General features: G+C 70.4%; 19 protein-coding genes. 7 read left to right on the forward strand and 12 right to left on the reverse strand.

What is annotated here, in order from left to right:
- Positions 1-149: 149 nt before the first annotated feature.
- Positions 150-1,121 (reverse strand): quinone oxidoreductase, encoded by a 972-nt coding sequence (locus K8640_RS33485; RefSeq protein ID WP_223750790.1) that lies wholly within the window; start codon positions 1,119-1,121, stop codon positions 150-152.
- A gap of 257 nt (positions 1,122-1,378) precedes the next feature.
- On the opposite strand from K8640_RS33485, the gene K8640_RS33490 reads away from it, so the two are divergent.
- Positions 1,379-1,825 carry a hypothetical protein gene (locus tag K8640_RS33490; RefSeq protein ID WP_223750791.1) on the forward strand — a complete coding sequence of 149 codons (447 nt, stop codon included), beginning with the start codon at positions 1,379-1,381 and terminating at the stop codon, positions 1,823-1,825.
- A 3-nt stretch (positions 1,826-1,828) separates the two neighbouring features.
- Here K8640_RS33490 and K8640_RS33495 read toward each other — a convergent pair whose 3' ends face one another.
- On the reverse strand, positions 1,829-2,029 hold the full coding sequence (locus tag K8640_RS33495; RefSeq protein ID WP_046717116.1) for a SlyX family protein: 201 nt from the start codon (positions 2,027-2,029) through the stop codon (positions 1,829-1,831).
- A gap of 65 nt (positions 2,030-2,094) precedes the next feature.
- Here K8640_RS33495 and K8640_RS33500 point away from each other — a divergent pair, with 65 nt between their 5' ends.
- Complete coding sequence (locus K8640_RS33500) at positions 2,095-2,394, forward strand: hypothetical protein (protein ID WP_223750792.1); 300 nt, start codon at positions 2,095-2,097, stop codon at positions 2,392-2,394.
- Positions 2,395-2,407: 13 nt separating this feature from the next.
- On the opposite strand, the gene K8640_RS33505 is transcribed toward K8640_RS33500, so the two are convergent.
- The gene (locus tag K8640_RS33505) at positions 2,408-3,397 is read right to left on the reverse strand and encodes a hypothetical protein (RefSeq protein ID WP_223750793.1); all 990 of its coding nucleotides are present in this window, start codon (positions 3,395-3,397) and stop codon (positions 2,408-2,410) included.
- Positions 3,398-3,436: 39 nt separating this feature from the next.
- On the reverse strand, positions 3,437-3,781 hold the full coding sequence (locus K8640_RS33510; protein WP_141331910.1) for a putative signal transducing protein: 345 nt from the start codon (positions 3,779-3,781) through the stop codon (positions 3,437-3,439).
- A gap of 381 nt (positions 3,782-4,162) precedes the next feature.
- On the opposite strand from K8640_RS33510, the gene K8640_RS33515 reads away from it, so the two are divergent.
- Positions 4,163-5,983, forward strand: coding sequence for an ATP-binding protein (locus tag K8640_RS33515; protein WP_223750794.1), 1,821 nt, complete (start codon positions 4,163-4,165; stop codon positions 5,981-5,983).
- Here K8640_RS33515 and K8640_RS33520 read toward each other — a convergent pair whose 3' ends face one another.
- Positions 5,984-6,406 (reverse strand): hypothetical protein, encoded by a 423-nt coding sequence (locus K8640_RS33520; protein WP_324289136.1) that lies wholly within the window; start codon positions 6,404-6,406, stop codon positions 5,984-5,986.
- A gap of 213 nt (positions 6,407-6,619) precedes the next feature.
- Between K8640_RS33520 and K8640_RS33525 the strand changes: the two genes are divergently transcribed.
- Positions 6,620-6,829, forward strand: a complete 210-nt coding sequence (locus K8640_RS33525) for a hypothetical protein (RefSeq protein WP_223750796.1) — start codon at positions 6,620-6,622, stop codon at positions 6,827-6,829.
- Between the two features lie 138 nt (positions 6,830-6,967).
- Here K8640_RS33525 and K8640_RS33530 read toward each other — a convergent pair whose 3' ends face one another.
- From K8640_RS33530 to K8640_RS33545, 4 genes are all read right to left on the reverse strand, one after another.
- Positions 6,968-7,807: a hypothetical protein gene (locus K8640_RS33530; protein WP_223750797.1), complete on the reverse strand. Its 840-nt coding sequence runs from the start codon at positions 7,805-7,807 to the stop codon at positions 6,968-6,970.
- Positions 7,804-8,559, reverse strand: a complete 756-nt coding sequence (locus K8640_RS33535; protein WP_223750798.1) for a hypothetical protein — start codon at positions 8,557-8,559, stop codon at positions 7,804-7,806. The genes K8640_RS33530 and K8640_RS33535 overlap by 4 nt, the downstream gene beginning before the upstream one ends.
- Positions 8,556-10,517 (reverse strand): TonB-dependent receptor domain-containing protein, encoded by a 1,962-nt coding sequence (locus K8640_RS33540; RefSeq protein ID WP_223750799.1) that lies wholly within the window; start codon positions 10,515-10,517, stop codon positions 8,556-8,558. Before K8640_RS33540 ends, K8640_RS33535 begins: the two co-directional genes overlap by 4 nt.
- Positions 10,518-11,674: 1,157 nt before the next feature.
- Positions 11,675-12,070, reverse strand: a complete 396-nt coding sequence (locus K8640_RS33545; protein ID WP_223750800.1) for a hypothetical protein — start codon at positions 12,068-12,070, stop codon at positions 11,675-11,677.
- 566 nt (positions 12,071-12,636) lie between these two features.
- Here K8640_RS33545 and glpD point away from each other — a divergent pair.
- Both glpD and K8640_RS33555 read left to right on the forward strand, forming a co-directional pair.
- The gene (gene glpD, locus K8640_RS33550; protein ID WP_141332325.1) at positions 12,637-14,331 is read left to right on the forward strand and encodes a glycerol-3-phosphate dehydrogenase; all 1,695 of its coding nucleotides are present in this window, start codon (positions 12,637-12,639) and stop codon (positions 14,329-14,331) included.
- Between the two features lie 230 nt (positions 14,332-14,561).
- The gene (locus K8640_RS33555) at positions 14,562-16,355 is read left to right on the forward strand and encodes a S8 family serine peptidase (protein ID WP_223750802.1); all 1,794 of its coding nucleotides are present in this window, start codon (positions 14,562-14,564) and stop codon (positions 16,353-16,355) included.
- A 7-nt stretch (positions 16,356-16,362) separates the two neighbouring features.
- On the opposite strand, the gene K8640_RS33560 is transcribed toward K8640_RS33555, so the two are convergent.
- Together K8640_RS33560 and K8640_RS33565 are read right to left on the reverse strand one after the other, a co-directional pair.
- A complete protein-coding gene (locus K8640_RS33560; RefSeq protein WP_223750803.1) occupies positions 16,363-16,854 on the reverse strand; it encodes an anti-sigma factor in 492 nt (163 codons plus the stop codon).
- Positions 16,851-17,468 carry an RNA polymerase sigma factor gene (locus tag K8640_RS33565; protein WP_223750804.1) on the reverse strand — a complete coding sequence of 206 codons (618 nt, stop codon included), beginning with the start codon at positions 17,466-17,468 and terminating at the stop codon, positions 16,851-16,853. The genes K8640_RS33560 and K8640_RS33565 overlap by 4 nt, the downstream gene beginning before the upstream one ends.
- A gap of 138 nt (positions 17,469-17,606) precedes the next feature.
- On the opposite strand from K8640_RS33565, the gene K8640_RS33570 reads away from it, so the two are divergent.
- A complete protein-coding gene (locus K8640_RS33570; protein WP_223750805.1) occupies positions 17,607-18,836 on the forward strand; it encodes an acyltransferase in 1,230 nt (409 codons plus the stop codon).
- Between the two features lie 45 nt (positions 18,837-18,881).
- Here the strand turns inward: K8640_RS33570 and K8640_RS33575 are convergent, their stop codons facing one another.
- On the reverse strand, positions 18,882-19,172 hold the full coding sequence (locus K8640_RS33575) for a FruA-associating protein, FapA (protein ID WP_141332330.1): 291 nt from the start codon (positions 19,170-19,172) through the stop codon (positions 18,882-18,884).
- Positions 19,173-19,245 lie beyond the last annotated feature (73 nt).

A 19,245-nucleotide genomic window follows, 5' to 3' on the forward strand; every position in this document is an offset into this window, starting at 1 on the left:
AAACCGCGTGGGAGAGTAGGTCGCTGCCGGATTCTTTTTGAGAAGCCCTCGTCGCCTCGTGCGACGGGGGCTTTTCTCTTTTCCAGCTCCCATCGCTGAACACATATCAGACCCCCAGCGAAGTTCGCGCTGAGGGTCCGAGGTATGGCTCAGGCAACTCGGAGCACGACCTTGCCCACGGTAGCGCGGGACTCCAGTTGCCGGTGGGCTTGGGTGGCGTCTTCCAGCCCGACCACCAACCCCAGCTTCACCCGAAGCCGTCGGGCCGCGAGGGCCTGACCCAATGCCTCTCGCGCCTGGCGCTGCAGGGCGGCCGGGTGCGGGGTGCGCAACCAGTACGCGCTGACCTTCAGCGACTTCGCGTAGAGCGCCTCCACCTCGAATGCCGGCGGAGGACCACTGGCGTTCCCGTACGCCACCAGGTGGCCGAAGGGCGCGAGCGACTCGAGGCTGCTCGCCCAGGTGCTGGCGCCCACCGAGTCCAGCACCAGCTCCACTCCGCTGCCTCCCGTCACCTGCTTCACCCAATCCGAGACTGACGCCGAGCCTCCGTACACGAAGACCTCGTCGGCGCCTGCCTCTCGCGCCAGTGCGGCTTTGTCCGTGTTCGACACGGTCCCCAGCACCACGGCTCCCAAGGTCTTGGCGAGCTGGATGGCGAGAAGACCCACGCCTCCCGCCGCGGCGTGGATGAGGACCCGGTGACCTTGCTGCACCTGCGCTGACGTGAAGAGGAGATGCCAGGCCGTGAGGCCCTGCACGAGGAGCCCCGCTGCCTCCTCGAAGGAGACGTGCTCGGGAAGCTCCAGGAGCTCATCCACCGAAGTCGTCGCCAACTCCGCATAGCTCTGCTGCGCGAGGGCCACCACTCGCTTGCCGACCCATCGTGAGTCGACACCCTCGCCGACCTGGTCCACGACCCCCGCGGCCTCGCTTCCGAGAATTCGTGGGAGCGGGGCCGTGGCGTCGTAGAGGCCTCGACGGCGTTCCGTGTCCGCGAAGTTCACGCCCGCAGCCCTCACCCGGATTCGCACCTGGCCAGGACCCGCTGTCGGGTCTGATACCTCTTCCAGCCGCAACACGTCCGGACCGCCTATCTCGTGGTAGCGAATCGCTCTCATCCCCGCGTCGTAACGACGAGGTGACTTCGTCGCCGCTGCTCGCTCGCGAGGATTCGCGCGACGCCGAGGTGCTCCTGCTCTCGCACTGGTCCCTGACTGAGGGCCGACTGGGTCCGCTGCGGCTGTCGCTGTTCCGCTGTTGTTGACCCATGGACGTGAAAAAGTGGGGGAACGAAGCGGGAACGCCTCGTGTGACTGGCCTCGGTCCACCGGGCTTGCTTGAGTGGCGCTCCCCCCACGCAAGAGGAGCCTCCTGAATGAAGCTGCTTCGTCCCTCGCTTGGTGTCCTGCTCGCGGCCGGTTTCTTCGTCGCGCCCATGCGCTCCGATGCCGCCACGGTCCGCGTCGGGCTCGGGGCCGACTATTGGATTGATCAAAGCGCGGCCTTCAGCTTCCTGCTGGGCGTGGAAGGCCGGCTCGCGGGGCCTCTCTCGGTGGGCGCTCGCTTCGGCGCCTCGCTCATCACCGATGGCAACGACGTGGGAATCCCCCTGGATGTCGTCCTCCGCGCGAACATCGCCAGCGCGGGGGTCTACGTCGAAGGACTCGTGGGGCCCTGGATTGTCATGGGCCGTGGCGATGCGCTTCGCGCGCATGCCGCCTTCGGCTTCGGCCTGCAGGGCAAGGCCGCGAGCATCGGCGTGGAGGTGGGCTACCTGGACCCCGACCCCGTCATCGGTCTGCGCCTGGGCTACAAGTTCTGAGGCTCAGTAGTGCGGTGGACGCTCTTGCTGACGGGCGTCCACCAGCCCGGGCTCGGCCTCCAGCTTCTTCTTCAGGAGGTCCAGCTCCACGCGCAGCGCCTCGATGACCCGCTGCTGCTGATAGAGCACGTCGCTCAGCTCCTGCAGCGTCTCCTGCTGCTGCATGTAGCGAAGCTCCAGCTCGGTGATGCGCGACTCGTCCATGGGGCCCACCCTTACCTCGGAGTGGCCCCCGTCGTCCCTCCCTCGCAGCTCCCCGGCGTCCTGCCATGAACGTCCAGGAACACCTCCAACGTGCGCGCGAGCTCCTCGCCCGGGGCCAACCCGAGCTGGCCGAGTCCGCGCTCAGTGACGCCATCGACGCCTCCGTCGCCCAGGAGGACCTGGTGCTCCTCACCCGGGCCCGCTTCGCCCTCGGAGAGCTGCTCTTCCAGCAGGAGCGCGATGACGAGGCCCTGCCCTACCTCCTCGCCGTCGTGCGGACCGAGCGTGTCGATGGCTCGGTGGACCATGAGGTCAAGGCCTCCGCGCGCATGCTCCGGCAGATTCGAGGCATCGAGCCTCGCTGAGCCCCGCGCCCTGTCAGGGGACGCTGCAGGACTGGCGGATGAGCTCCATCCGTCCGGAGAAGCGACGCTCGAGGTCCATCCGCGTCAGTCTCGCGTCGTCGATGCGCCGCGCCTCGAGCTGCATCGCGCACAGGGCCGCCAAGGCCTTGGGGCTTCTCAAGTCGAGTCGGTCCGCCTGTCTCAGGGCCTCCTGGGCACCGTCCACATCTCCCAGGCGGAACAAGGCCAGCCCCAGCTCGAAGTGAGCGAGCGAGAGCCTGGGGTCCTCCAGCGTCGCCTTGCGCAACACCGCCACGGCCTCCGCTCCCTGGCCGGCCGAGCGCAGTACCAGCGCCTGCTCCACCAGCAGCCGCGCGAGAGGGACCTTTCCCCGCAGCGCCATGAGCACCGCGAACGCCTCCGACGGCCGCTGGGCCGCGCTCAGCAGTCGCGCGTAACGAAGCCCGATGAGCGGCTCTCCCGGGGCCTTCTCGAACGCGGCCTTCATCGCCTCGGATGCGCCCACCGTGTCGCCACCCCGCTCCCGGAGCTCCGCTCGGAACACGTCGGGCCGGGCGTCCATGGGCGCCAGCTGGTTCGCCCGCTCCAATGCCGTGCGGACACAGCGCTCCATCCGCTCCACTTCACAGACGCGCGCGAGCAGCAGCTGCGTCTCCATCGCCTCGGGCTCCCGGCGCTCCGCCGCCAGGGCCAGCTCATGTGCCTCGGCCGGGGCGCCGTCGAGCAGCAGCTCCGCGGCTTCACGTAGCTCCGCGGCCGTCGCCTTCGGATGCTCTCGCAAGGGGAGCAGCAGCCTGACGCGCTGCTCGGGCAGCGGGGTGGCTCGAGCGATGCTCAGCTCCTGCTCCGGCATGTTCCTGGGCAGGAACAGCGGGATGAGGTGAATCAGGAACGCCACGCCACACACCACCAGCATGCCGCGCAGGCCCTGATCGACCCGCCAGCGCCGTCGCTTCCCGGCTGGCACCTCCTCGGTGAGGGGTTGCTGTCGCTCTGCTTCCATCCGCCGCACGTCCCGTTCTCGCCCAGCCGCTGGCGCGGCTCACACTGCCCGAAGTCGCGGCCGGAGGCCTCGAGGCAATTCGACCCCGCAGCTCCAGCACAGCTCGAAGTTGCCCGGGTTCTCCTCCCGACAGCCCGGACACTCCACCGTGCGCGAGGCCTCCTCCTGGTTCTCCTTCAGCTCCGCGACCACGGCTCGCGCCTGCTCCACGTCCTCGGGATGGAGCCAGAGCTCCACCCACGTCTCGCCGCTCGGAATCTCTCCGGTCAGCGGGGCCAGCGACTCGCCGCGCACCTGGACGGACATTCCCTCGGCTTCCAGCGTCCCCGCCAGCAGCCGCGCCTCTCCCACCGTGCGGTGCACGGAGAACTGCACACGCTTCATGTCTCTCTCTTCACAGATGACGGGGCGGTCGGCAACCACACCCACCGCTGCCGTGCCGCCTTCTCTCACCGAAGCCTGCTCGTCTGCTTATTGTTCATGCTTTGTCACAACCCACATGGGTCGACTGTCGCCTGTCCCCCGGTGTTTGCCTTTCACCGCGCGTCCAGGTGAAGATCAACATCGGCGGGGCGCCGCCCGAGCGTCTCCCGGTGCGCCCTCCACCCACTGTGTGAAGCCTTTGTCCAGGATGCGAGACGCCGTCCCATGCGTGCGCACGCTCTCCAATTCCGTTCGGCTCTTCCCACACACCTCGCGTGGGTTCGCTACGGCTTCGCCGTCCTCTGCGTGAGCCTCGCGGGACTCGCCGCGTGGTGGTTCGTCTTGCCTGGGGCCACGGCGCTCCTGCTGTCGCTCTCGGCCGTGCTGCTCGCGGCGCTCACCGGAGGCGCGGGACCCGCCGGGTTGGCGACCCTGGTGGGGACGCTCCTCTGCATGCTCGGTCCCGCATCGCCAGCGAGCCCCTCGGCGCCGAGCACCGTCGCCCTCTTCCTCATCGTGGGGGCGCTTGCCTCCCTGCTGGCGGGACGACGTGTACAGGTACCAGAGCGCGTCACGGCGCCCTCGCTCGTGACACCCGCGCCGTCCTCCGGCCTGGAAGCCCACTTGCTGCGAAGCCTCAACGACGCGGTCCTGGCCACCGACAACCGAGGCGTCGTGCGCTACCTCAATCCCGCGGCCGCGCACCTGCTGCAGTGCTCGGAGGCGGAGGCCCTGGGTGTTCCCCTCTCACACGTGCTGCGCTCCCGCCCCGAGTCGGGCTCCTTCCCGCTGCGCCAGGCGGCGCCTCCCAAGACGTGGTCCCAGTGGCCCCGCGCGCTGAAGCGACGCGACGGCGGAGAGCTGCCCATCGAGGAGTGCACCGTGTCCCTTCGCGGGGCCGATGACGAAGAGCTCGGCGCCGTGTGGGTGTTCCGCGACGCGACGGCGCGTCGACAGCTGGAGCTCGAGCGGACGCGGTTGCTCGAACGCGAGCACGCGGCGCTCGCCGAGGCCCAGGTCCAGCGCGAGCGGATGGAGTCACTCTTCCTCCAGGCCCCCGTCGCCATCGCCGTCTTCCGTGGGCCGGACCATGTCTGTGAGCTGCTCAATCCCCAGGCGTGCGCGCTGCTGGAGGTGGATGCCCACGCCATCGGCAAGCCGCTGCGCGACCTGCAGCCCGCCATGGACCCCGGCATGTTGCGGCTCCTCGATGACGTCTACCGCGACGGCAAGCCCTTCTCCGGGCGCGAGGTGCCCCTGGCCTCCGCGTCTCCCTACGTCACCCCGGCGCTCTCCCGACAGCAGCGCTTCCACGACTTCAGCTGGCAGCCTTGGTGTGATGCCCGAGGCGTCGTCCAGGGCGTGATGGCCGTCGCCGTGGAGGTGACGGGACTGGTGGTGGCCCGACGCGCCGCGGAGGACCTGGCGAGGGACTTGCGCGAGGTGGTCCAGTCCCGCGACGAGTTCCTCTCCATCGCGAGCCATGAGCTGCGCACCCCCATCACCTCCGTCCAGCTCCAGCTCCAGTTCCTGCTGCGCGGCGCGCCGGCGATGGGCTCCGAGGCCACGGCCTCGCTCGTGCGTCGCCGCGTCGAGTCCACGCTGCGCTCCGTCGCCCAACTGCACCAGCTCGTCGCCACGTTGTTGGACGTGTCCCGCATCCGCGCGGGTCGACTCGACCTGCATCGTGAGCGGGTGGACCTGTCGTCACTCACTCAAGAGATGGTGTCCCGCGTCCAGGAGGACGCGGCGGGCGCGCGATGCCCCGTGCGGCTCGTGGTGTCCGAGCCCCTCGTCGGCCACTGGGACCGCGTGCGGCTGGAGCAGGTCATCACCAACCTGCTGTCCAATGCCTTCAAGTACGGCGCGCAGCAGCCCGTGGACGTCCTCGTCACGCGCGAGGACGGCTACGCGCGCTTGAGCGTGAAGGACCATGGCATCGGCATCGCTCCCGAGGACCACGCCCGCATCTTCCAACGCTTCGAGCGCGCCGTGTCCCAACGCCACTACGGCGGCTTCGGGCTGGGTCTCTGGATCGTCCGGCAGATTGTCGAGGCGCTCCAGGGCGACATCCGCGTGGAGAGCGCGCCCCACGCGGGTTCCACCTTCATCGTCCGGTTGCCCTTGCAGGACTCGACCACCGCGGCCGACGCGGCCCTCTGACTACTCCTCCTGGCGGAGCTCGTGGGGCAACACCACGTGCGCATGGCGCGGCGCGCGGGTGTGCAGCTCCCGCGTCAGCAGGGCGTCCAGCTCCCAGAGCAGGAGGTCGTAGAGCGGGCCCGCGCCTTTCGCGGGAAGGCGCTCCGTGGCCAGTCGGACCCGAGGAGACTCCTCGTCCTCGAACGCGAGCGTCACGGCGAGCCCGTCGGGACCGCCCGCCTGGGGTACGAGCACCACGGGTGCCGGCTGGTGTTCCACCTGCTCGAGCAGGGGCATGAACGTGCGGACCTCATGGGCCGTCAGTTCCCGCTCGGATACCACCTCGCCCTGCTCCAGGACCGACAGGTGCTCGAGTCCCGTCAACCGCAAGGCCTGGGCCGCCGTGTTCGTCCGGCCGCTGCGCTCATAGGTCATCGTCCTCACGCCCATCACCTCCGTGCCAAGGAGGTAGGCACTCAGGCGCGTCCCGACATCCCCGCACGGACGAGGGACGGCCCGCAGCGCCGCCACACCGACACCCGGACGTACGCTTCAGGACAGCGTGGCGAGCCCTCCGCCCGAGTGTCCACCGCCGGGTCACTCTCTACGGTGCGGCCCTCTCGAGCACTCCCGCTCGGGAACGCCGGAGGTTCGCCCATGGGCAACAAGGGTAGCGGAAAGATGCCGAGCGCCAATGACCAGCGCTCCGACTCCAAGAATCCCAACAACCCCGCGCACAAGTCGTCGCAAGACAACCGCGCCAATCAGATGAACAAGGAGCACGCGCCGAGCAAGGGCCCGGGCAACACCATCCCGGGCGGCGCTCCGGGGAGCGGGCAGCCAGGCTCGAACACGCCGAAGCACTGAGGTCCCTTCTGGCGCGAGGCCCCCGCTCCCGGTGGACCAGCACCGGTGGAGAGGGAGCCGTAAGCCATCACGGCCGGCGCGGTGTGTCGCTTCCGCGACGGGTGCTCACCGCGCCGCCGTGTCGTGGGACGAAGTGCTTCAGCGCGCGCGGGGCTCGCACTCACCCTCGCCCCGGAAGTGGCCCGCGGTGCGGACCAGCGCCGTGACGAAGTCGCGCAGGTTGCGCACGTTGGCCGCGCCGCCCGTGCCGTACTGGTCGATGGGCAGCTCAGTGAGGTCCACCGCGGCCAGCTCCTCCAGCGTCACCTCGCCATCCGGTCCGGCGATGCCCAGCCTGTCCGCCTGGGCGATGGCGTCGAAGCGCATCTTCGCGTCCGGTGACTGGAGGTCGTCGAAGAAGAGGTGGTCCCCGTGGATGGTGAGCTGCACCGTCTCCTCGCCGTCCTTGGGCACCGTCACGCCCGCGCCCAGCTCGGGGCTCTCGCAGTGCTCGTAGACGGTGTTCGTGGTGAAGCCCCAGTTGAAGCGCTTCGTCTCGCGGTCCTTCGTCGCCTGGCCGGCGACGTACACGCTGTAGCCCTCCGTCTTCATCAGCGTCACGTCCGCCGCGTCCGCGTTGCCCGCCACCGCGTCCGCCACCGGCGCCATCGCGAAGCTGATGTGGTCCCACTTCTGCGCCGGGAGGTCCTTGAAGCTCTCCACCACGACGGGGCCGGGCTTGTGCACGTCGAACACGCGCGCCTGCGTCTGCTTCGCGGCCACCTCGTCGTGCGTCTCCACCGTCACTTCACTGAGCACCACGAGGAACTTGTCGAAGCGCACCGTCCACCCGTCGGTGAAGCCCGCCTCATCGCCCGCCGCGGGAGGAATCTGCTTCTCGATGAAGTCCTCTCCGTACGTGGTGAACGTCACGTTGCCCGTCCCATCACTGCAGGCGACGAGTCCCAGGCACGACAACCCCAGCATCCAGTTCTTCATTGCGCGGCTCCCTCTTCCCACGTCACCACGTAGGCGGTTGTGTCCTCCACGCCGCGCATCAGCGCATTGCGCGCCTGGCTGTCGGCGGGGAAGGTGTAGATGCCATCCGCGTCCGTGTCGGTCGCGGTGGCGAAGTCGATGCGGTCAACCCACTTCCTCAGGTCCACGGTGATGCGTACCCGGCCCGCTTCCAGCCCGAGGGACTTCTCGAAGCGCACTCCGGCCACGGGCTTGGGCAGGTCCGCCTCCACATCGAAGCGCACCTGACCTCCCTCCGCGTTCGTCGCCGTGCCCACCAGCCGCACTGCGTGGCCTTTCAGGACGCCTTGCGCGTCGGTGGTCGCCGTCGGGGGGGCGAGCGTCAGCTCCAGCGAGCCGTACTCGCCCGTCACCGCGCTCGCGGTGCCCAGTGGGGTGACTCCGTCCAGGAGGTCCACCGTGTGCGTCTCAAGCAACTCGCCCAGGGCGTCTCCCGGGGCGTAGTGGCCCGGGTGCGCGTGCGCCGTGCCTCCGAGGAGCGCGTACCAGTCGAAGGCGCGGGAGAGGAGCACTCGGCCTTCGAAGAAGCGCACCGGACCCAGGGAGACGTGCGCGGCGTCGAGGGTGATTCGCCAGCCTCGCTCGTTGGGTGTGTCGGACAGCGGGGCCGCGGTGGACTCCACGGTGAAGACGCGGCGCTCGGCCTCGCTGCCACAGCCGAGCAGCAGGGCCGCGACGGCCACCGTGCCCCTCAGGATGTGTCTGCGATTCATAGATGGACCTCCAGGGTGAGCGAGGCCATTCGAGGCGACCCCGCGGTGAAATGTCGGGCCGGGACGAGGCTCGCCGGGGCGCTCGGGTCGAAGCGGGAGCTGTAGACGAACTCGCCGTCACGCCAGCGCGCGTCCAGGAGGTTGCGCACCTCCAGCTTCAGTCCCAGTTCTCCTCGGCGCAGGCCCAGGTCCAGGTCCGTGAGGAAGACGGAGCGGCTCTTCTCGTCGAAGGGCAGCGGGCGCGGGCCGAGGAACGTCAGCCCCGTGCCCACCGTGAAGAGGGTGGGCTCGGCGCCCAACCAGGCCCACTCGAGGGGATGCTCCCAGCCCACGTCCGCCCTGGCGACGAAGGGCGCGAAGTAGGGGAGCAGCGTGTCGGTCCTCGTCACGTAGGCGTGCGCCACGGTGCCGCTCAGCGCCGCGACGAGGCCTCGCACGGGGCGCGCCTGGAGCGACGCCGTCACTCCCGAGCGGAGGGTCTCGCCCGTGTACACGGTGGTGCCCACGGTGTGGTCGAAGAAGAAGTCGTTCTCCACCTGCGAGCCGAAGACGCTGAGCTGCACGGCCCACGTCTCCCCGTCCTTGCGCGCGCCGACCTCCGCGCCGTGCACGGACACGAAGGGGGCTCGCTCTCCCTCGGAGAGGCTGCGTGCCTGGGGCGAGCGGAAGCCGTCGCCGTAGCTGGCGAACAGTCGCCACGGGGTCGCGTCGTCCGACAGCGCGTACTCGAGGCCCGCCTTCGCGCCCAGGTGCACGCCGAAGGCGCTGCGGGAGTAGCCCTGGCCGTCATGGAAGCGCGGGTCCCGGAAGGCGAGCGCGTCGAAGACCTCGACACCGAGCGCGTCCGCGCGGCCACCGATTCGGAGCGCCCAGCGGCCGAGGACCATGCGCCCCTCGGCCCAACCCCAGACATCCGTCTGGGTGAAGTGGGCGTCGATTTCGTCGGAGAAGAAGGTGCCGTCCGATTCGCGGTAGCGCCGCTGCGTCTGTTCCACTCCGTCACGCCTGGCGCCCAGGCCGAGCTCCAGGGTTACGGGACGGCCGAACATCGTCACCGTGCGGCGGTGCTCGGCGCGGGCTCCGAGGACGATGGAGTCGTTCGTCTGCTCGAGTCCGTCACCGCGCTCGTCCACCCGGAAGCCGGTGAAGTTGTTGCGCAGCCGCAGGTCCGAGAGGATTCCGAAGAACTCCAGCTTCGTGCGGCCCTGGCCCGAGCGGGGGAGGTCTACTCCGAGCAGGAGCTGGTGCCGGGAGACGGTGCCTCCCTGACGTGGCGTGGAGGCGGAGAAGAAGTCTTGCTGACCTGTGAGGAGCGCGTCCTCGCGTACGACGCCGGGCGAGTCGAAGCGGGTGACGTAGCTGCCCGCGAGGGCTCGTAACGTGAGTCCGTCGGTGAGTCTCGTCGTTGCCTGCGCGAGCAGGGAGGCTCGGCCATAGCCGCGCTGCGCACCGTAGTTCCTGGCCTCGCCGAGTTCCACCGCGGCGAACGTCTCCGGGTCCTCGCCCGGACGCACGGTGGCCACCAGTCGCCGCTGTCGGTACTGGCCCAGCGTGCCCGCGAGGTGCACGCCCTGCTCCTTGACGCCCAGGTCCATGCGCACCGCGCCGGCGACGGCGAAGTCACCTTGTGCCGCGCGATACGAGCCCTCCGTCACTTCGAGCGACTGGACGACCTCGGGGATGACGAAGTTGAGGTCCGCGTAGCCGAGCGCGTGGATGTGGCTGACCTCGTTCACCGGGAGGCCCGCGACGGTCAGCTCCACGTCCTGTCCGTGCAGGGCGTCGAAGCCGCGCAGGAAGAGCTGGTGCGCCTTGCCCTCTCCGCTGTGCTGCGAGGCCACGAGGCCCGGCACGGCGCGCAGCAGGTCCACGGCTCCGCTGCGCGGCGCCGCGTCCAGGATGTCCCGGCCGAGGGTGAGCTCCGAGGCGCTTTGTGGAGGCCGTGTGCCTCGGACCACCGTGTGGGTCTTCGGCTCCGTGGGTGGGGGCGCGCCAGTGTCCTGCTCGGACTGCGGGACCTGATGGGCTTGAGGCTCCGTGGGCGGTGTTGTTGCTTCGGCGCTCGGCGCTGCTTGCGCGGGCGTGCTGGAGACATGGCGCTGCGTGGATGGAGTGGTCGCTTCGGCGCTCGGCGCTGCTTGCGCGGGAGTGCTGGAGATATGGGGCTGCGCGGACGGTGTGGTCGCTTCGGCGCTCGGTTCTGCTTGTGGAGGAGGACTGGCGATTGGGGGCTGCGAAGACGGTGTCGTGGCTGCAATGCCCGGTGTTGCTTGCGGGGCTCGGGTGGCGATGCGGAGCTGCTCGGACGATGTCGTCGCTTGAGTCGTGCCCGGTGCTGCTTGCGAGGGCTGGGGGGCGGTGCGGAGCTGCTCGGACGATGTCGTCGCTTGCGTCGCGCCTGGTGCTGCTTGCGAGGGCTGGGTGGCGGTGCGGAGCCGCGCGGCCGGGGTTGCCGCTTCGGTGTTCAGCCCCGCGTGAAGAACTGGGGGCGTGGAGAGGGGCACTGTGGTGGGGGGAGCGGTCTTCGCTGTGTTCAGTGCGTGCGGCGTCGCCGTCGGAACAGGTGCTCCGGTGACGGCACGGCTCGCGTGTTGCTCCGTCGACGACTTGTCTGCTCCCGGTGCAAGCGCTTCGCGAGCAGAACGACTCGCGGCCGACTCCGCAGACGGCGTCGTTGCCGCGACGGTCCGCCTGGCGAGTGCTGCGTGGCTCGTGGCCCTGGATGGTGCGCCGGAGGTTGGCGCGCCGCTTGTGACCACGGACAGGTTCGTGCTCGCTCGTGCGCTCGTCGCCGAGGGCATGGTTGCCTCGCCGAGCGTCAAACGTGGCTTCGCCACCGCGAGCAGCGGTGCACAGAGGACCCACAAACCTGTCGATAGCGCGACGGTCACGACACTCGTGGACATGAAGGACACTCACGGCAGGTCGCCTCAATCCTCGTGCCCTCGTCCACGCGGCTCTCGCGTGACACTCCTGGCTCGAAGATGGAGACCCTCCGCCGTCATGGATGGGGGGCGATGACACGCAAGACTCCGCCACCTCATCGCGCACACCCGGCGCGCGGAGGTCCGAAGCTCACGTTCGATGGATTCGCTTCAGCGCGAGCGCCGTGGACCTATGGCCCTTGCGGCATCGCCGTCGGCCGGAGTGCCACACCCGGCAACCGCGTCGGCGCATGCACGGACTCGTGCTTCCACGACACCCACCGCACCACCGGCACCAGGGCCACGACCCACGTCGCCGCCACCACGCTCAGGTGCTCCACCGAGCCGGTCAGGTGCTTGTGGCCATCCGGACCATGTCCCGTCTCAGGCGACTGACGCGTGGGCTTCGGCGCAAGGCCACTCTCGTCCGGAGCGTCATGGCTGTGCGCCTGACCCCCGTGACTGTGCACATGCGCCGCGCCACCATGGCCCACCACCGCGTGCAGCACCGGCGCCACCGCGAGCCCGTACACCAGGACCATCAGGCCCAGGCTCGCGAGGTCTCGTCGGTCGTGGGGATTCAGCAAGGCGCTGGTCGACAGGGCAGGGGGTGGTCGCCTCCTACCCGGCTTCCCGGGCCCACGCAAGGCAGCACACCCGTGCCGCTCGCCCCAGTCCTCGTGCCCGCTCATGCGCCGACTCCATGCTCACGCAGCGCGACCTCGCGAACCGCGGGCCTCGTGCCGCGCGGTCACCTCGCGGGTGTCGGCGCGCAGAGCGAACACAAAGCCAATCGCAAACATCGGGCCCTCCACGCGCCTTCTTCGCCGCATGAGCAGGTGTTCCCAGCCCGTCGGGACGTGCCTCGTGCGCGGCCGCCCCGGCGCTTCGTGTCCCAGCGCATGTGGGTGACCCGGCTGCGCGCGAGACCCCGCCGCACACCCGCGCCGAGTCCCCGATGCAGGCGTCGGACACCGCGCTCAACCGGCCCGCCGCCGAGGTCCCCCGGGAACGGGCCCTCTGCCTCCCACCTGTCACTCCCCCTGGGAGACTGTCCACCGCACCCGCCCCCGGGATGTGGGTGCTGTGTCCCTCTTGACGCGGCGCATTGATTCCCGTGTCACCCAGGGCGGACCGTCATTACAATATGCGTGTGCGTTCTGAATCCGTAGCGCTCCGCCAGTTGTCCGCAGAGGGGGACATTCCGCCGACGAAGCCTCGCTCCGAGCGGCTGAAGGCCCTCGCCACCGAGGAGTTCGACCTGCTCATCATCGGGGGCGGTGTCACCGGCGCGGGCTCCGCGCGCGACGCCGTCCTGCGCGGACTCAAGGTCGCCCTCGTGGAGCGAGAGGACTTCGCCAGCGGCACGTCCAGCCGCTCGTCCCGCCTCATCCACGGCGGCCTGCGCTACCTCGAACACGGTCACCTGGGCCTCGTCTTCGAGTCCAGCATCGAGCGCCGCCGCCTCCTCAAGCTCGCACCCCACCTGGTGCGCCCGCTCGCCTTCGTGTGGCCCGTCTACGCCGGCGCCCGCGTGCCCCGCTGGAAGCTCAACGCGGGCCTCATGCTCTACGACGCCCTCTCCCTCTTCCGGAACGTGAAGGGCTACCAGCGCCTCAACCGCGACCAGCTCCACCAGTCCGAGCCCGGCCTGCGCACCGACGGCCTCAAGGGCGGCGCCCGCTACTACGACGCCGCCACCGATGACGCCCGCCTCACCCTGGCCAACGCGCTCGGCGCCTCCGAGGCCGGCGCCGTCGTCCTCAACCACGCCTCCGTCCAACGCCTCGACGTCGTCGACGGCAAGGCCCGCGGCGCCATCGTCGTCGACCACCTCACCGGGCAGCAGCTCACCGTGCGCGCCCGCGCCATCGTCAACGCCACCGGGCCGTGGAGCGATGAGATCCGCAAGCTCGATGCCCCCGACGGCAACGCCCACGCCGTGCGCGGCAGCAAGGGCGTGCACGTCGCCGTGCCTCGCAAGCGCCTGGGCAACCACGACGCCCTCACGCTCCTGTCCCCCAAGGACGGCCGCGTGATGTTCGTCCTCCCCGCCGACGACTTCACCATCATCGGCACCACGGAGACCTCCACGCGCGCGCACCCCGCCGAGGTCCGCGCGAGCGAGACGGACGTCGCCTACCTCCTCGAGTCCGCCAACGCCTTCTTCCCCGAGGCGCACCTCACCCGCGAGGACGTGGTGAGCGCCTGGGCCGGCATCCGCCCCCTGTCCGCCAGCGGCTACCACGGCACCACCGACGCGGGCAGCGCCAGCCGCGAGCATCACATCGACCTCAGCCCCACCGGCGTGCTCGCCATCAGCGGCGGCAAGCTCACCACCTATCGCGTCATGGCGCGCGACGTGGTGGACGCGGTGGAGAAGCACCTGGGCCAGCCCCGCCGCAAGGCCCCCACCGAGTCCCTGCCCCTGCCCGGCGGCGACATCCCCGACCTGAACGCCGAGCTCGCCGCCGCGCGCGACGTCGTCGGGGACGCGGCCACCGCCACGCACCTGGTGCGCGCCTACGGCAGCCGCTGGCGCCGCGTCTGGGCGCTCACCCGCGAAGACGCCTCCCTCGCTCGCCCGCTCGCTCCCGGCCTGCCCTACCGCGCCGCGGAGGCCGTGTGGGGCGTCACCCACGAGCTGGTGCACACGCTCTCCGACCTGCTCATCCGTCGACTCAAGGTCGCCTTCGAGACCCGGGACCTCGGCCGCGGCGCCGCCCAGGTGGCCGCCGAGGTCATGGCCCCCCGACTCGGTTGGGACGAGGCCGAGACCCGCCGTCAACTCGACACGTACGCCTCCGACGCGCTGCGTATCTTCGGCATCGACAGCGCTGAATCCTGAGAAGGCGGGCGAAACAACGAGCGTCCGTCCAGCGCCGTACGCCCGCGTGTCTCATGCCCCGAGACAGTCGTCCTCCGCCTGACAGGCCCGCGAGCAGCCGGACGGCTGGCGTGCTTAACTTGCGCGTGGGGAACGGGAAGCGGTGTCCTCTCGTTCACCCCGGCCGTCGAATCCGGACCGGGGTGCCCTCCGTACCTACCCGTTCGCCGGGGCGTTCAAGGAGAATGACGATGAAGCGTTGGGTCTGGCTCGGGTTGCTCGGTGGGGCGGTGGCGTGCACCAAGGTCCCCGACAGGGATCCCCCGGTCTCCGAGGAGGTCTGCCCCGGGACGGAGGCGCTGTCGCTGCCGGGCACCGCGCGTCAGTCGCTCAACCCGCTCGCCGGCGAGGATGGCGCGGAGCCGGTGCTCATCACCTACCGACCCCGCGTGTCCGCCAGCGCCGTGTCCAACCTGGACATGCTCACCGAGTCGGCCCGGCGCGTGGGCGCCCAGGTCCACCGCCGCTTCCCCCACCTGAACACCATCGCCGCGAAGGTGTCTCCCGAGGCCCGCCGGGCGCTCGAGCAGGACCCCGACGTGCTGCGCGTGGAGCCGGACCGCGTGGTGCGCGCGTTCGGGATGCCGAGCCCGCTGTCCCCGTCCCTCTTGCAGGGCGTGCTGCCCAACACGAGCGGCTCCACGGGCGAGTACACCGCGGGGCTGCACCGCGTGCAGGCGCCCCAGGTCTGGGACGCGAACAACGACGGCGTGCTGGATGACGGCGCGCCCTCGGGCACGGGCATCAAGGTGTGCATCATCGACAGCGGCTGGGACAACCGGCACCCGGAGCTGGCGGCGGCGTACCTGGAGGGCAAGGACTTCCTCGACGGGGACGACGAGCCGCTGGACCAGGGGCGCGTGAGCGGCGTGCTGAAGTGGGGCGGCGGCCATGGCACGCACACGGCGGCGACCATCGCGGCGCAGCTGGGCGCGGGCGCGCACGTGCGGCCCGGCGAGGAGCCCAACGGCGTGGCGGGCGTGGCGCCCACCGTGTCGCTGCTGGTGGCGCGCGTGCTCGACGTCAACGGCGACGGCAACACGTCCAACGTCATCGCGGCCATGGACTGGTGCATCGAGCGCGGCGCGCACATCGCGTCGCTGTCGCTGGGCTCCATCGCGCCCTCGCAGACGGAGGAGGCGGCCTTCCAGCGCGCGTTCGACGCGGGCATGGTGGCCATCGCCGCGACGGGCAACCGGGGCACGGAGGAGAAGTCCTACCCCGCGGGCTACGAGAACGTCATCGCCGTGGGCGCCATCGACGCGAACAACGCGTGGGCGCCCTTCTCCCAGTACGGCAAGGACTTCGTGTCGCTGGTGGCGCCGGGCGTGGGCATCCTGAGCGCGACCATCGTCGGCGGCGCGCCGTACGGTGACGTGGACGTGGGCGGCACGCGCTTCGCCTCCGAGCCGCTGGAGTACACCGGCGTGGGCAAGTACGCGGGGCGGATGGTGTACTGCGGCCTGGGTGAGCGCGTCTCGTCGTGCGGCGAGGGCGCCACCTGTGACGGCTTCGTCGCGCTGGTGGACCGAGGCGGCGGCATCCTGTTCAAGGAGAAGGCGCTCAACGCCATCCGCGCCGGCGCGAAGGCCATCGTCGTCGGCAACAACACCAGCGAGGACGGGGCGGGCAACTTCACGCTCACCGACCCGGAGGACTTCTGGGTGCCGACGACGTCCGTCACCCTGGTCAACGCCAACACGCTCAAGGGCCTTGTGGGCCAGGACGTGACGGTGGACGTGTCGGGCCTGGACTACCTGCGCCAGTCGGGCACGTCCATGGCCACGCCGCACGTGGCGGGCGTCGCCGCGCTGGTGCTGGGCGCGTGCCCCAGGCTCACCCATGTCCAGGTGCGCGAGGTGCTGGAGAGGACGGCGCTGGACCTGGGCGAAGCGGGCAAGGACATCAAGTTCGGTCACGGCCTGGTGCAGGCCAAGGCCGCGGTGGACGAGGCCCGGCGCATCTGCCCGCCTCCCGCGCCGTGAAGCGGACCTAGTCCCGACGCAGGGCCAGCACGGGTGAGGCGATGAGGCACGCGCCCACCCGGGCCTCCAGCGCGGCGGCGGCGTCCTCGCATGCCTCCACGCCTCCGGTGACGAGCACCTCGCGGCTCCAGGGCTCGTCCACGCCAGCGCCGCTCACGCCGCCCCGGGGCAGCACCAGCCCCACGAAGGCCACGGCGGCCGTGGCGGCCATCAGCATCATCCCCCAGTGTCGCCACGCGCCCTCGCGCGGAGGCTCACGCACGACGGGCGCCGTCGCGCGGGCGTGGAGGCGCGCCTCGAGCGCCTCGAAGCTCAGGGCGGGGCGGCGCGGCTCGCGGCGCGCGCGCTGGGCCATCCACCCGCGCTCGGCGCGCTGCCACGCCAGCGCGTGCTTGCAGGCGGCGCAGGCGTCCGCGTGCGCGCGCACCCTCGCGGCGTCCTCGGGTGAAAGCTCTCCGGCCAGCAGCGCGTCCAGCTCGCTCTCGCGGCACGTGCTCATGGGTGTCCTCCTCCGAGGTGGGCGGCCAGCTGCTCGCGCAGGCGCAGGCGCGCGCGGTGGATTTCGTTCTTCACCTTCTGCAGCGACCAGCCCATCACCGAAGCAATCTCCTCGTAGGGAAGCCCATGGTCGATGCGCAAGAGCAGCGCCGCGCGCCGCTCCTCGTTGAGCGTCCCGAGCGCCTGGGCCAGGAGCCCCTCCAGCTCCCGGTCCAACAACAAGTCCTCCGGTGACGGCGTGGGCAGCACCGCCTCCAGGTGCGCGGCGTGCTCCTCGTCCTCCACGTCCACGTGGACCCCCCGGGTGCGGCGGGACTCCAGATAGACATGCCGGGCGATGCCGAGCAGCCACGCGCCCACCCTGTCCTCGTCGCGCAGCGCCCCGAGCCTCGCGTGCGCGCGGACGAAGGTCTCCTGGGTGGCCTCGTCGGCGGCGGCCTCGTCGCGGAGCACGTCGCGCAGGAAGCGCCAGACGGCGGGGGCGTGCCGCTCGAAGAGCGTGCGGAAGGCGGCGGGGTCCCCCGTGCGGGCCCGGCGCAACAGGCGGCGCTCACCCTCCGTGTCGGATGGGGGCGCACCCACCAGGACCATCTTCACCGCGGAAAGAAGAGCCACGCCACCACCGTGTCACGAGACGCGCGGGAGTTTCAGCCGACCCGTCGAATCCGGCGCGCGCGGGTGCCCGCCTGCTCCGCTCACGAGGGCGGGGAGCCAACCTTGTTGGGGAACTGACGTTGTTGGTATGAGAATCCCATGTCTTCCCATCTCGCCCGTCCTGACGCCGCGGCGTCGGCGGCGCCTGCTCCGCGCCTGCATGGGCACCTGCCCGTGCTCGACGGCGTGCGGGGACTCGCGGTCCTCCTGGTCGTCTTCTTCCACACCACGCACCTGAGCGACCAGAGCGTCGCGGGCAAGGCGACGTGGTGGTTGGCCGGTGCGGGGTGGACGGGCGTGGACCTGTTCTTCGTCCTGTCCGGCTTCCTCATCACCGGCATCCTGTGGGAGGCGAAGGGGCAGACGTACTACTTCCGCAACTTCTACGCGCGGCGCGTGCTGCGCATCTTCCCGCTGTACTACGCGGCGCTGGCGGTGTCGTTCCTGGTGCTGCCGTCGCTGGCGGGGCGGCTGAACCTGGACGAGCGCATCACCACGGACGGCGCCGTCTGGTACCTGCTCTACCTGTCCAACTTCTACCAGCTGTGGGTGGACACGACGCACCCCATCCTCGGCGTGGTGTGGTCGCTGGCGATTGAAGAGCAGTTCTACATCGTCTGGCCGTTCCTCATCGCCGCCGTCTCGTACAAGGGGGCCATCCGCCTGTGCCTGGGCACCGTCGCCCTGGCGGTGGCGGTGCGGGTGGGGCTCACGCTGGCGGGCGCCAGCGAGGAGAGCACGTACGTGGTGACGTTCTGCCGCGTGGACTCGCTCGCGCTGGGCGCGCTGTTGTCCCTGGCGCTGCGTCACCCGGAGGGCAAGGGCCTTTCGGCCTTCCCGTGGATGCGCTGGGCGCCGTGGCTGGCCCTGCCCGTGGTGGCGGCGATGATTGCCCTGCCCATGGGCCCGGCGTTCAAGACGGTGGTGCGCACGGGCGGCTACACCGCGGTGGGCATCCTCTACACCGTGCTGGTGTATCGGGTGGTGGCGGCGAAGCCGGGCAGCGTGCTCCACCGCGTCTTCTCCAACCGGGTGCTCCTGACGTACGGCAAGTACAGCTACGCCATCTACCTGGTGCACTCGCCGCTGGACGCCATCCTGCGGCGCACCGTGCTCAAGACGCCGCTGCAGCAGGTGGCGGGCTCCGACTTCCCGATGCAGCTGGTGTTCTACGTCGTGGCCGCGGTGCTGTCGTGGGGCCTCGCGCTGGTGAGCTGGAACCTGTTCGAGAAGCACTTCCTGAAGCTCAAGGACTACTTCCCGTACAGCGAGCGTCCGGCCCCCGCGCCCGTCCCGGTGTCCACCGGCTCATCGGGCGCCGTGAGCTGAAGCGGCGCGCGCGTGGCGGTGCTTCCACGCGCGCGCCCGGGTGCTTCACCCGGCCTGCAGCAGGGCCTTGGCCACCATCAGCGCGTAGGCCTCCGCGGAGTCGAGCTCCGCGCGGGCGCTGTAGTAGCGCTCCAGGCTCTCGTCGGAGCCGTCGCGCAGGAAGATGGCGTCATGCAGCTCGCGCTGCGCACGGCTCAGCCACAGGCTGGCCTGCAGCCGCAGCTTGGCGGCCGAGTGAGGGTCCTTCAGCGACTGCGTGGGCGTCTGGAGCTCGTGTTCCTCGGGGTACAGCATCGTCATCTTGTTGTAACCGGCGTGCTCAAGTGTCGTAGTCATGAATTGAGAATGTGAACCCGAGACCAGGCAGGCACCTGTCCGCTCGGGCAACCCACTGTCTGCTTCCAGGCAG

The organism is Myxococcus sp. XM-1-1-1, from assembly GCF_020037095.1.
Taxonomy (GTDB): Bacteria; Myxococcota; Myxococcia; order Myxococcales; family Myxococcaceae; genus Myxococcus; species Myxococcus fulvus.

Bases quoted from the DNA above. Each gene is read 5' to 3' on its own strand.
- K8640_RS33530 (WP_223750797.1), bottom strand. From the start codon at position 7,807: ATGAAGAACTGGATGCTGGGGTTGTCGTGCCTGGGACTCGTCGCCTGC.
- K8640_RS33500 (WP_223750792.1), top strand. From the start codon at position 2,095: ATGAACGTCCAGGAACACCTCCAACGTGCGCGCGAGCTCCTCGCCCGG.
- K8640_RS33575 (WP_141332330.1), bottom strand. From the start codon at position 19,172: ATGACTACGACACTTGAGCACGCCGGTTACAACAAGATGACGATGCTG.
- K8640_RS33555 (WP_223750802.1), top strand. From the start codon at position 14,562: ATGAAGCGTTGGGTCTGGCTCGGGTTGCTCGGTGGGGCGGTGGCGTGC.
- K8640_RS33525 (WP_223750796.1), top strand. From the start codon at position 6,620: ATGGGCAACAAGGGTAGCGGAAAGATGCCGAGCGCCAATGACCAGCGC.
- K8640_RS33505 (WP_223750793.1), bottom strand. From the start codon at position 3,397: ATGGAAGCAGAGCGACAGCAACCCCTCACCGAGGAGGTGCCAGCCGGG.
- K8640_RS33535 (WP_223750798.1), bottom strand. From the start codon at position 8,559: ATGAATCGCAGACACATCCTGAGGGGCACGGTGGCCGTCGCGGCCCTG.
- K8640_RS33560 (WP_223750803.1), bottom strand. From the start codon at position 16,854: ATGAGCACGTGCCGCGAGAGCGAGCTGGACGCGCTGCTGGCCGGAGAG.
- K8640_RS33490 (WP_223750791.1), top strand. From the start codon at position 1,379: ATGAAGCTGCTTCGTCCCTCGCTTGGTGTCCTGCTCGCGGCCGGTTTC.
- K8640_RS33510 (WP_141331910.1), bottom strand. From the start codon at position 3,781: ATGAAGCGTGTGCAGTTCTCCGTGCACCGCACGGTGGGAGAGGCGCGG.
- K8640_RS33495 (WP_046717116.1), bottom strand. From the start codon at position 2,029: ATGGACGAGTCGCGCATCACCGAGCTGGAGCTTCGCTACATGCAGCAG.
- K8640_RS33485 (WP_223750790.1), bottom strand. From the start codon at position 1,121: ATGAGAGCGATTCGCTACCACGAGATAGGCGGTCCGGACGTGTTGCGG.
- K8640_RS33570 (WP_223750805.1), top strand. From the start codon at position 17,607: ATGTCTTCCCATCTCGCCCGTCCTGACGCCGCGGCGTCGGCGGCGCCT.